Source organism: Taibaiella lutea (assembly GCF_008629695.1).
In the GTDB taxonomy this organism is placed as follows: Bacteria; Bacteroidota; Bacteroidia; order Chitinophagales; family Chitinophagaceae; genus Taibaiella; species Taibaiella lutea.
The window spans coordinates 1-11,780 of record NZ_VWSH01000003.1; the positions used below are offsets into that span (position 1 = coordinate 1).

Consider the following 11,780-nt stretch of genomic DNA (forward strand, 5'->3'; position numbering starts at 1 on the left):
ACTGAACCCTTAAACTAAAAAAGTAGCAGCGACGCGGCTTTCAGGATGAAATTCCTACCCTTTTCTAAGAACTTTGTCCGCTGCCTTTATCTCTCAGCGGGGTGCAAAAGTAGGACCTCATTTCCAATCGGCAAAATCTTTTGTTATTATTTGCAGCAATAAACATCGACATTTTAATGAAAGCTCCTGTCACAGCCGCTCTCAGGCCAGATATTTATTTAAAACAATCTGTAGCCTCGTTTGTTACGCCCTGATTAGCAAGGATATCATTGACTTTTGGCAACAGGTTATGCAAAGAAACTTTCAGCGGGGGAGCATTTATCCTTCCCGCAGAGGCGCCAAAGCGCGGGAGGAAGGTGGTTTGAAGGTAAAAAACGTGAAGGGGTTGTCATTTATTTGCAGGAAAATTCCTGTAGAGGCGTAATGACGCAAAGTTTGTAGTGATATAAGATGAAAGATGGCTTATTAGCTACTTTAATCGTTGTCTGGTCCGTTCTTTTGTATATCAAAAGCAAAAAGAAATTAAATAAAAATGGCTGCCCGATCGAGCAGCCATTCATTATTATAGGAACAATTTAATTACCATATTTTAGCACGGACACTGTCTGCGCGCCACATCTTATCCCCTTCTTTTACGCCAAAAGCTTTGTAGAAAGGTTCGAAGTTGGACAATGGTCCGTTACAACGCCAGATACCAGGAGAGTGCGGATCTGTTTTGATCAACTCCATTGAAGTTTCAGGCTTCGCTTTACCACGCCAAACTTGTGCCCAGCTTAAGAAGAAGCGTTGATCAGGCGTAAAGCCATCAATCAATTCATTGCTTTGGCCTTGTTTGGTTTTTTTGAATGCTGTATAAGCAATAGTCACGCCACCCAAATCAGCTATGTTTTCACCTTGGGTAAGACTACCATTCACATGAATAGAATCCAATACAGTGTAAGCATCGAATTGATGAACTACACGTTGTGTTCTTTCAGTGAATTTGGTTTTATCTTCAGGAGTCCACCAGTCTTTCAGATTTCCATCAGCGTCATATTGTGCACCTTGATCATCAAATCCATGTGTCATTTCGTGACCAATAACGGCACCGATACCACCATAGTTCACCGCATCATCAGCATTGAAGTCGAAGAACGGGAATTGAAGGATTGCAGCAGGGAAAACGATTTCGTTGAAAGCAGGATTGTAATAAGCGTTAACCGTTTGCGGCGTCATGCCCCACTCTGTTTTATCAACAGGTTTCCCCAATTTGTTCATCATGTAATTGTATTCAAATGCAGAAGCATTCAAGACATTCTGAACATAATTGTTTGGAACGATTTTTAAAGTAGAGTAATCTTTCCATTTGTCAGGATAACCGATTTTTTTGATGAAAGTGTTTAGCTTGGCTAATCCTTTTTGTTTTGTAGCTTCGCTCATCCAATCCAAACCATTGATACGTTCGCTGAATGCTTTTTGAAGGTTATTCACTAATTCAAGCATACGTTGCTTAGCCTCAGGCTTGAAGTGTTTATCAACATATAACTGACCTAATTGCTCACCAATAGCGTTATTAATTATGTTGTTTACACGCTTCCAACGAGGCTGTTGCTGTTCTATTCCTCTTAATTCTTTACTGTAAAAATTGAATCTTGCATCACTGAAATCTTTGCTCAGGTAAGGAGCCATATCGCTTGTAAAGTTATAACTCAGGTACAATTTCCATGTTTCAATCGGCGTAGCGCTTAATTGCTTTGCAAATTCAACAAAGAATTTAGGCATACCCACTAAAACAGTGTCTTGACCGGAAGCTTTTAGTTTATCCATCAGCACCTTCCAATCCATGCCCGGTGTCATTTTGTTAATTGTAGCCAAATCAAATTTGTTGTACAATTTTTGAGGATCACGCATTTCAACAGGTGCTAATGACGCAGATGCAAAAGCTGTTTCAAGCTTGAAAATCTTGTCTGCATTTGCTTTGGCTGTAGCCTCATCCTGACCCATCAACTGAAGAATTTGCTGTATATACAGTAAATATTTCTCTCTGATTTGAGCAGAGCGGGCATCTTTTGCGAAATAATCATCTTTGGTAGATAAACCAAGTCCGCCTTGTCCGAACTGGCAAATCTCTTTTGTTACATTTTTATCATCAGGACCAACACCGAAAGAGAAAACACCACCGACACCTTGTGTGTTTTCCATTGCTATTTCGTCCATTAATTGCTGTGTATTTGTAATCGCGCTAATACGGTCCAGAACAGGTTTCAAAGGAGTGATACCGGCTTTGTCAATTGTAACGGAATCCATACCGCTTTTGTAGAAATCGCCTGCCATACGCTCTTTACTGCCTTCGGCCGCGTTACTCTTTGCAGCATCTTCCAACAGGGTATGAAGATCATTCAGTGTTCTTTCGCCCAATTCATCAAAACTACCCCAACGGCTACGGTCTCCGGGTATTTTTGCGGTATTCAACCATGCACCGTTTGCGTATAAGAAGAAATTATCCGTTGCTTTAACGGTAGTATCCATATTGGCGCGGTCGATGAATTTGAAATCGCTTTTTGCTGCAGTTCCGTCTCCGGTGGACTGACACGATGCAGCAAGGCCTAACGTTCCAACAGCAACACTGCTGAGTAACAAATTTGCAATTCTCATTTTGCTTTATTGTTTTAAATGAATTGCAAATGTAATATTTCATAACACTTTTTAAAATAAAAAGAAGGGGGAATTTTCGGGGGAAATTGAATAAAGATATTTATTGAGTTTTTAAAGGTCGAGAAGGCATCATTAAGTTTGTTTACTTTTGACTTAGAATAATTAAAGAATGAAAATAGCTATTATCAATGGGCCTAATTTGAATTTATTGGGTAAACGTGAGCCCGAAATATACGGCAGTAAAAGCTTTGAAGATTTTTTCACAGAGTTGCAACAAAGATTTCCCGGCGTTGCTTTTGAATATTTCCAAAGCAATCATGAAGGTGCATTGATTGATAAAATGCAATCGTTGAATGAAATTGCAGCTGGTATTATACTAAATGCTGCCGGCTATTCACATACGAGCATAGCTTTGGCTGATACCATTGCAGCTATTAATGTACCGGTTGTGGAGGTTCATATTTCTGATATTCATAAAAGAGAGGATTTCAGACGGCACTCTTATACTGCTTTACAGGCTAAACACATGATAACAGGCCACGGCCTGGAGGGATATGCGGAGGCGGTGGAATGGTTTTTAAAACATTAATGTGATTCTTTCCTGATACACAAATAAATCTTTCCTGACACACAAACAAAAAGACGCATCGTGATGCGTCTTTTTGTTTGTGTGTAGTTTTATAAATTTATATCGCTTTCAGTTTGCTGATCATTTCAGTTGGATTAGCAGCACTGAATACGGTATTTCCGGCAACTAAAACATCGGCACCGGCAGCAATAATTTCTCCGGCATTTTCTAAAGTTACGCCACCGTCAATCTCAATCAGGGCTTTACTTTCACATTGGTTTATCAATGTTTTTAATTGCGCAATTTTAGTCAACGTATGCCTGATAAATTTCTGTCCGCCAAAACCCGGGTTCACACTCATCATACAAACCAAATCAATGTCTGCAATAATATCGGAAAGCAGATGAACAGGCGTATGCGGATTGATTGCAACACCGGCTTTCATGCCTTCGCCATGAATCATCTGAATCGTACGGTGCAAATGGTTGCATGCTTCTATATGAACGGAAAGATAGTTGGCACCTGCTTTTGCAAATTCAGCAATGTATTTTTCCGGCTCTACAATCATCAAATGCACATCCAAAGTCTTTTTTGCTATTTTATTAACCGCATTTAAAACAGGGAACCCGAAACTGATATTTGGTACAAAACGACCGTCCATCACATCAACGTGAAACCAGTCGGCTTCACTTTGGTTTATCATTTCAACATCTTTTTCAAGATTTAAAAAATTGGCAGAAAGCAAGGAAGGAGCAATTAAAGGCATGTTTCTTGAATTTGAGATAATTAGCTATTAGATATCAGACTTTAGATTTTCCCGGAATGCATTCATCGAATTTGTCCTTTTAGAACTTATCTTTCTTCTGAAAAAAATGATTTCCGGTTTAATAAAATCATTGCAAAAGTAAACCTTATATCATTTGAAAAAAAATGAAGGTTGCCGTTAAATCAGAAGAAAAAATTATGGTAATTCCAAAAAAACCTGCGTGCATTTTTTCACACCTAATTGTGGATAAACCGTGAATTCGACTTAGCTTTGCCACAAAACCGGTAATAAGCCAAACGAAGTGTGTGGATAAAGGATAAAAGTACGTGCATAAGCTGTTAGTCATAGGATTAAAAATTTATTGATTGAAATTGGACGCGTGACTGATTTTTGAACTTACCTTAGCCCTCCTTAAAAAAGTAATAACCTTTTCTTAATAGTAGAATTTAAACGATAATTGTGCTTCGCATCGACAAAAACAATAACAGAATACATTGCAGATGCTTTGCGGATACACAAACCCATTGTTGAATAACAATCCATCTTTTTGGAATATAAAAGAAACGAAAATCACCATCATTTCTGCAATAAAAAGAGAATTTGCATAAGTGAAAACCCGATGATTCGAAGAAGAAAAGGTTCTTTGGCTTTGAAAGTTTTTTAAATTATTAAAAACAAGAAGCATTTGCTTCCATCAAAGAAAAGAACGAGATGTCTGTAAACATAAAGAAAGAATTAGGCAATGTGAGAAACAGGAAGCCGGACCTGAGTAATGTGATTTACGGTAAAATTCCTCCACAGGCTAAAGAGTTGGAAGAAGCAGTTCTTGGAGCTATCATGCTGGAAAAAGACAAGTTGACGGATGTGCTGGAAGTACTTCCTTCGGCTGAATGTTTTTATGTAGATGCCCACCAGCGTATATTTTCAGCCATTAAACGACTGCCTGAAAAGGGCCTGGTAGTGGATTTGCTGACTGTTACCGAAGAACTCCGCAAAACAGATGAACTGGAACTGATAGGTGGGGCTTATTTCCTTACCAAGCTCACTATGAGCGTAGTAACCAGTGCGCACGTTATTGCCCACGCGCGTATTGTGATGGAGAAATACATCCAGCGTGAGTTGATTAAGATTTGCGGTGAAATGATGGCCAATGCTTATGAAGACAAAACGGATGTATTCGATTTGCTGGATAAAGCGGAGTCTGACCTTTTTGAAATAAGTAATAATTTCCTTCGTAAAAACTACTCCAGTATGCAAGACATATTGGTGGAAACGATTGAACAGATTTCACAGGCAAGGGAAGAAAAAGATGATGTAACGGGTGTCCCTACAGGTTTCCCTGATTTGGATGCTATTACAGGTGGCTGGCAAAAAACGGATCTGATTATTCTTGCAGCACGTCCGGCGGTGGGTAAGACGGCATTTGCATTGAACCTTGCCATGAATGCGGCAATGGATAAGCACAAGCCGAAAGGCGTGGCTATCTTCTCGCTGGAGATGGGTAATACGCAGATCGTAAAACGTATGCTGAGCTGTACCACACAAGTCCGACTGGAAAATATCAGCCGTGGTAAACTGGAAGATTATGAATTTGCACAGCTTACGCAAAGGATGGAACCTTTAGCCAAGGCACCGATATTTATTGATGATCAGGCGGGTCTGAATATTTTTGAATTACGTGCAAAATGCCGTCGTTTGAAGACAAAGAACGACATAGGAATGGTCATTATCGATTACCTGCAGTTGATGCAGGGAACGGATAAAGGAGGCAACCGTGAACAGGAAATCAGTAAGATTTCGCGAGAGTTGAAAGGACTTGCGAAGGAATTGAATATACCGGTCATTGCACTTTCACAATTAAGCCGTGCCGTAGAAACAAGAGGCGGTGATAAAGGTAAAATTCCGCAACTAAGTGACCTTAGGGAATCGGGAGCTATTGAGCAGGATGCGGATATGGTTATGTTCATCTATCGTCCGGAATATTATGGCATCAGCAATGATGATACTACGGGGCAACCATTTGACGGTGAGACGCATATTAATATTGCGAAACACAGAAACGGGCGTTTGGACACCGTAAAATTAAAAGCCATTCTGGAATATCAGCAATTTGTACCTGCCCCGAAAGATGACTGGAGCGGCGGCTTTAATGGTGGTGGTTTTGGAGGAGGAAATGGCGGTGGTTCAGGTGGCGGATTTACCGGTGGCGGATTTGATGATCCTACGGCGGGCATCAAGAAGCATCCGGATGATTTTGGCAACAGCAAATTGATTATAACTCCTGGTTTCCAGACTATGCAATCAAAAGCCAATAATATGAGCTTTGATGATGATGAATTTTCGGCAGGAAAATCAAAATTAAAAGGCTACAAGCCGCCGCCTGAAGATGATGATGCACCTTTTTAGGATATGAATTTAAATCCCCAAAAAACAAATTTCAAATTCCAATAGATCCAATTATTTAGCGAGATATAGATTTGACAACTTTTCAAAAGTTGTCAAATTTTTTTTGTGCATGGTGGATGTAGCAATTATTATAAACTCGTCAAAAATTCCATAGTATCCACACCATCAGCATAATCAGCAAGTGCAGGCTGCTGATTATCGCCAAAACCCTGAATGGCTTTACCGGAAAATTTCATTGCATCTTCCTGTTTTGTTGTGATGCATTGCAAATCATCATTTGAAACAAGGTTTTTAAGCAATGCTGCCTTGTCTTTGTATACTTCATAATGCAATACGCTGATGGCTGCAAAAGGGCCTTCGCCCGGCACCAGCAACACACTGCCATTGGTCATATATTGTACTTTGTTCAACAGGAAAATAGCCAGTTGAAAATCATAATTGTTCATGTATTTATTATGATTGGTATGGTCTTTATACTTATTGAAAACAGGAATCAAGGTTTCGAAATCATAATTTTCAGGTACAAATATCTTGGTGACATTCCTGCAGCCCAAACCATAATACAAACAAACATCGTCGGCCAATGCTTCCAGTTCCGAAACAGTTTCCGTTCCGTCCAGAACGGCTACAGAGGTGCGGTTGCGGCGAATGATATGGGGGAATCTTTTGAAGTATTGCTCGAAATAACGGGCAGAGTTATTACTGCCGGTTGCAATGTAGGCATCGCAATCTTTCAGCATATCGCTGACAGTGACTGTTTTCGCAAAATCCTCATCCCAGCTACTTAATATCTTAAAGATGTACTCCCATAAAACGGTATCTTTTGATGACAGTTTCACTTTAACATTATTACCCGATAAATAACAACAAAGAAAATCATGAAAACCCACCAATGGTATATTGCCTGCCATTACCAATCCTACGGTTCGGGTGCCGGAGCTTTCATCTGGGAGTTCTGGATATTGTGCCAACCAGGCTTTCAATTTGTCTTCCTCAAGAAATTGTGTTGTAATATTCTGCACGGCCAATTCTATGAAAGGTTGCGTGAACCAGCCATTCATTCTTTCTGCATTATCCTTAACGTATTGCCAATTTTCATCGTTACTGCTAAAATATTGACCCAGGCGCACCATTAATGCAATTCTTTCTGCTAATACTGACATAGAGATTATATTTTTCTGCAACGAAATTGTAACTTTGCTGCTTGATAACCAATTTTAATGCTCAAAATTTTGGAATAATTACCGAAAACCCTTTTGGGCATTGATATATGTTTTTAATTTTCAATTTAGAATATGGCTATAAAAATAACGGACGAATGTATTAATTGCGGGGCTTGCGAACCTGAATGCCCTAATACCGCCATTTATGAAGGTGGCGTTGAATGGAAAATTGCTGACGGAACTTCTGTAAAAGGTGAATACACCATGATGAACGGAGAAGTAACGCCTTCAAATGCACCACACGACCCTGTTGCTGTTGATGTTTATTATATATCTCCCGATAAATGTACCGAATGCCAGGGCTTCCATGAAGAGCCTCAGTGTGCGGCTGTTTGTCCGGTTGACTGTTGTGTGCCTGATGAAATGTATCAGGAAACGGTGGATGAATTGCTTGCTAAGCAAGCCAAGTTACACGGATAACACATATCAACATATTAAAATAATAAAAACAGCTTCTTCGAGGCTGTTTTTATTATTTTATACTCTTTCCGAAAGTTTGGTACGATTTTTGTTCAGTATAAATCAGCTGATATGCCGGAATAATAAAATCAAGACATAACGTATTCTTTAGGGCTATCGAAGTGTCGATAATAACTTGTTTTATATCCCGAAATATATCAGCTGTAACAAATTAACGCTTTAACTAAACCGATATATAAAATGAGGCAATCTATTTTCAACATTATAAAAACGAGATTCGACTTATCTATTGATCAGGCGCACGAAGACAGTATCACATCTTCCCTTAAAAAAAGTGTTGATTTTGTGGGTGCCAATCTCTGGACTTTAATCTTTGCCATCTTTATTGCTTCTATAGGGCTGAATGTCAATTCCACAGCCGTTATTATCGGTGCGATGCTTATCTCTCCGCTGATGGGGCCTATTATGGGCGTGGGGCTTGGGTTGGGCATATATGATGTTGATTTGGTAAAAAAAGGTTTACGTAATCTTTTGGTCGCCACTTTTATCGGGATTGTAACTTCCACTCTATACTTTATAATTACGCCCCTGCATACGGCACAAAGCGAATTACTGGCCAGGACAACGCCTTCCATCTGGGATGTGTTCATTGCTTTTTTTGGCGGGCTGGCCGGAATGGTGGGCGCATCCCGCAAGGAAAAAGGCAATGTTATTCCGGGAGTAGCCATTGCAACGGCATTGATGCCACCATTATGTACAGCAGGTTTTGGTCTGGCAACGGGCAATCTCGCCTATTTTTTCGGAGCTATTTATTTGTATTCTATCAACAGTGTTTTTATTTGTTATGGCACCATCATTATTGTACGTTTCTTAAAATTTGAGAGACGCCATTTTACAGACAAGATATATGAGAATAAGATTTCACGTTATATATACATTATTCTGATTATTACAATTTTGCCAAGTATTTATCTGGGTTACCGCATTGTTGATAAAAGTATTTTTGAAAACAACGCGCAAAAATTTGTAAACAGTAATTTCCATCTCAAAAAAACGCAAGTCGTAAATCAGAAAAATATTTATGGTGGCGATACAAATAAAATAGAGCTATTGCTGATAGGTGCGGAAATGCCGCAATCTACTATTGATTCTATTGTAGCTAAGATGCCTGCACATGGCCTTAAACATACTTTGCTGGATGTGAAGCAAGGATTAGATGCCAAACAGGAAATCGATTTTGCACAGATAAAAGCGAGTATTCTGGAAGATGTGTTCAAAAAAGATTCAAGCAACCGGTTTAACACAGTCCACGAAGGTTTAGGTGACAATCTTCCTGATATAGGCGGGGAACTGAAGGCATTATTTCCGGCAATGAAAAGTTACACTGCCACCAGAACCATAATGCATAGCCTCGATAGCCTGCAACATAAAGATTCCATGACAATGGTGGTTATTGATACCAAAAGATTTCTGACATTGACAGAAAGGGAAAAACTGAATGCATGGCTCAAAACCCGCCTGCAAGCAGATTCTATAAGGTTAATAGTTGAGCAGGAATAAAATTTCCTTTGGAAAAAAATCAAATCACAATAAAAAATGTGGTAAGATTAATAGATTCTTATAGATTTTCAAAACCTATAAGAATTAACAAGAGAAAGAAACCAATAATGGAATTAAACTATTGCTCTAATGCTTTGTGGCTAATATCTAATGCCTGACATCTATTCAGCTTCTCCAGGTTTCTTTTTCCGGTTCAGGTATGTTATTACTTTACCGATAGAAAAACCCTGCACTAATATGGAAAACAATACCACCACAAAGGTTATAGACACTATCATGTCTTTATAACCATTCATGGGCAATGAAAGCGCCAGGGCAATAGAAATACCACCTCGTAGCCCGCCCCAGGTCATGATCTTTAAGGTAGTCATGCCTAATTTTTTCTTGAAGCCGAATGCCAATGCAGGGAAAAACAGTGCGAAGAAACGGATGAAGATAATGACTATGGCCATTACCAAACCTATAAGGATATAGCCTGATTGGAAATTTACAACTACTATTTCCAGCCCTATAAGCATGAATAAAATGGCATTCAGTATTTCATCTGTTACTTCCCAGAATTTACCAAGATAGTCGCGGGTAATATCACTCATAGCCCTTTCACCACGGTTGCCTGTAATAATACCGGCTACTACCATAGCCAATGGCCCGGAAACATGCAAGGCATGGCAAAATGTATAGCCGCCCATAACCATAGCAAGGGTTATCAATATTTCAGTCTGGAAATTGTCTATGGATTTGATCAATGTATAGCCTCCAAAACCAATGGCAATACCCATTATGATTCCTCCGATGGCTTCTTTAACGAAAAGCAAGGTAATATCCGCCGGTCCGAAATTGCCCGAACCTATTGTAATATGTAACAAAGTGGCAAATATTACAACGCCGATACCATCGTTAAATAAAGATTCTCCTACAATATTGGTTTCTACTTCTTTTGAAAGATTGGCTTTTTTAAGTATGCCCATTACCGCAATCGGATCTGTAGGAGCTATAAGCGCTCCGAACAAAAGGCAATATAAAAATGGTATTTGTTGATGAAATATCTGAACCAGATAATAGAAACCTCCGGCAACAACAAAAGTGGATATGACGGTTCCGACAACGGCAAAGCTCAAAATGCTTTTTGCTGATTTTCGCAAGTCCTTAGCTTGTACATGCAACGAACCTGCAAATAATAAAAAGCTCAATAATATACCAAGTATAAATTCGGAGAAATCAATCAAAGCAAGCTTCTCTTTAACCATCTCTGTAAAAGGCGGTGAAAAATGGCTGATTGCAACTATTGCAAGTGAAGCAATGGTTCCCATCAACATCAGGCTTATACCTGATGGTAATTTTATGAACCGGACATTTATATAAGAAAAGAAAGCTGCCAATGATATTAAGACAGAGAATAAGGCAAATATTTCCATAAGATTACTAACTGATTGATTTTAAATATTCTGCAATGGAAGTTACTTAGAACTGTTCAATATTCATATTTAAAGCAGGATATTTTACAATAAAGATTTAAAAAAAACGTAGAAATAAGTCTATTCTACCCGGATAAATGCTTCTCTTTCCTCAAAATTATTGCTTTGTACATATTTTTTGAATTCTTTTTTAGATAGATTCAACGGTTTTGGTGCTGCAATATCTTCCGAAGTAACAGTATCAATTATCAAATGAGTGCTATCGAAAACAGCATTCAGCATTAATTTATTTTTTGAAATGTTTATCATTTTCACAGACCAGTTATGATTGTCTAACTGCTGATTTAAATAATAATTTCCTTTAAACTTCTTTAATAAAACGGTAGATGCATTCAATACAATTACGGTGTCTTGAAAATACGTGTAAACGGATATGCTGTTTTTCTGCTTTATAGCGTAGTATTTCTGTTCAGAGCCTTTTTCAATTACGGAATCATTACTCCATGTAAAAGATGAATCAAATGCAGAATTGGCAATTTTATTCCAGCCTTCATAAACCCTGATAATAAAATTATGCTCTATTTTAATAATCGAACTGTCATCCATGCTCAGATACTTTCCTTGTAGCTCGCCGGGAAACCGAAGCAAGGTTTTCGTATTAACGGGTTGCGGCTGAGTAAAGGTTTGTGCGCTCTGCTCTGTTAAAGCCTCAGTACAGCCTATTACAAAAAGCGCTATAAAAACAGCGGGTAATAATGTTCGTATTCGAATGAAGAGCATCATAAGGA

General features: G+C 38.8%; 9 protein-coding genes. 4 read left to right on the forward strand and 5 right to left on the reverse strand.

Annotated elements, in window-relative coordinates:
* Nucleotides 1-579: 579 nt before the first annotated feature.
* Nucleotides 580-2,634: a M13 family metallopeptidase gene (locus F0919_RS11175; protein WP_150032856.1), complete on the reverse strand. Its 2,055-nt coding sequence runs from the start codon at nt 2,632-2,634 to the stop codon at nt 580-582.
* A gap of 169 nt (nt 2,635-2,803) precedes the next feature.
* On the opposite strand from F0919_RS11175, the gene F0919_RS11180 reads away from it, so the two are divergent.
* Nucleotides 2,804-3,223 carry a type II 3-dehydroquinate dehydratase gene (locus tag F0919_RS11180; protein ID WP_150032857.1) on the forward strand — a complete coding sequence of 140 codons (420 nt, stop codon included), beginning with the start codon at nt 2,804-2,806 and terminating at the stop codon, nt 3,221-3,223.
* 97 nt (nt 3,224-3,320) lie between these two features.
* On the opposite strand, the gene rpe is transcribed toward F0919_RS11180, so the two are convergent.
* Nucleotides 3,321-3,968 carry a ribulose-phosphate 3-epimerase gene (gene rpe / locus F0919_RS11185; RefSeq protein WP_150032858.1) on the reverse strand — a complete coding sequence of 216 codons (648 nt, stop codon included), beginning with the start codon at nt 3,966-3,968 and terminating at the stop codon, nt 3,321-3,323.
* A 711-nt stretch (nt 3,969-4,679) separates the two neighbouring features.
* Between rpe and dnaB the strand changes: the two genes are divergently transcribed.
* Nucleotides 4,680-6,374, forward strand: coding sequence for a replicative DNA helicase (gene dnaB, locus F0919_RS11190; RefSeq protein WP_150032859.1), 1,695 nt, complete (start codon nt 4,680-4,682; stop codon nt 6,372-6,374).
* A gap of 128 nt (nt 6,375-6,502) precedes the next feature.
* Here dnaB and F0919_RS11195 read toward each other — a convergent pair whose 3' ends face one another.
* The gene (locus F0919_RS11195) at nt 6,503-7,537 is read right to left on the reverse strand and encodes an acyl-CoA reductase (RefSeq protein WP_150032860.1); all 1,035 of its coding nucleotides are present in this window, start codon (nt 7,535-7,537) and stop codon (nt 6,503-6,505) included.
* A 132-nt stretch (nt 7,538-7,669) separates the two neighbouring features.
* On the opposite strand from F0919_RS11195, the gene F0919_RS11200 reads away from it, so the two are divergent.
* Both F0919_RS11200 and F0919_RS11205 read left to right on the forward strand, forming a co-directional pair.
* Nucleotides 7,670-8,017, forward strand: coding sequence for a 4Fe-4S dicluster domain-containing protein (locus F0919_RS11200; RefSeq protein WP_150032861.1), 348 nt, complete (start codon nt 7,670-7,672; stop codon nt 8,015-8,017).
* 240 nt (nt 8,018-8,257) lie between these two features.
* A complete protein-coding gene (locus F0919_RS11205; protein ID WP_235903497.1) occupies nt 8,258-9,577 on the forward strand; it encodes a TIGR00341 family protein in 1,320 nt (439 codons plus the stop codon).
* 161 nt (nt 9,578-9,738) lie between these two features.
* Here F0919_RS11205 and F0919_RS11210 read toward each other — a convergent pair whose 3' ends face one another.
* Both F0919_RS11210 and F0919_RS11215 read right to left on the reverse strand, forming a co-directional pair.
* The gene (locus F0919_RS11210; protein ID WP_150032863.1) at nt 9,739-10,992 is read right to left on the reverse strand and encodes a cation:proton antiporter; all 1,254 of its coding nucleotides are present in this window, start codon (nt 10,990-10,992) and stop codon (nt 9,739-9,741) included.
* 120 nt (nt 10,993-11,112) lie between these two features.
* Nucleotides 11,113-11,775, reverse strand: coding sequence for a hypothetical protein (locus tag F0919_RS11215; RefSeq protein ID WP_150032864.1), 663 nt, complete (start codon nt 11,773-11,775; stop codon nt 11,113-11,115).
* Nucleotides 11,776-11,780 lie beyond the last annotated feature (5 nt).

Coding starts and splice junctions, on each gene's coding strand:
- F0919_RS11205 (WP_235903497.1), top strand. CDS start 8,258: ATGAGGCAATCTATTTTCAACATTATAAAAACGAGATTCGACTTATCT.
- F0919_RS11195 (WP_150032860.1), bottom strand. CDS start 7,537: ATGTCAGTATTAGCAGAAAGAATTGCATTAATGGTGCGCCTGGGTCAA.
- F0919_RS11180 (WP_150032857.1), top strand. CDS start 2,804: ATGAAAATAGCTATTATCAATGGGCCTAATTTGAATTTATTGGGTAAA.
- F0919_RS11175 (WP_150032856.1), bottom strand. CDS start 2,634: ATGAGAATTGCAAATTTGTTACTCAGCAGTGTTGCTGTTGGAACGTTA.
- F0919_RS11210 (WP_150032863.1), bottom strand. CDS start 10,992: ATGGAAATATTTGCCTTATTCTCTGTCTTAATATCATTGGCAGCTTTC.
- rpe (WP_150032858.1), bottom strand. CDS start 3,968: ATGCCTTTAATTGCTCCTTCCTTGCTTTCTGCCAATTTTTTAAATCTT.
- F0919_RS11215 (WP_150032864.1), bottom strand. CDS start 11,775: ATGATGCTCTTCATTCGAATACGAACATTATTACCCGCTGTTTTTATA.
- dnaB (WP_150032859.1), top strand. CDS start 4,680: ATGTCTGTAAACATAAAGAAAGAATTAGGCAATGTGAGAAACAGGAAG.
- F0919_RS11200 (WP_150032861.1), top strand. CDS start 7,670: ATGGCTATAAAAATAACGGACGAATGTATTAATTGCGGGGCTTGCGAA.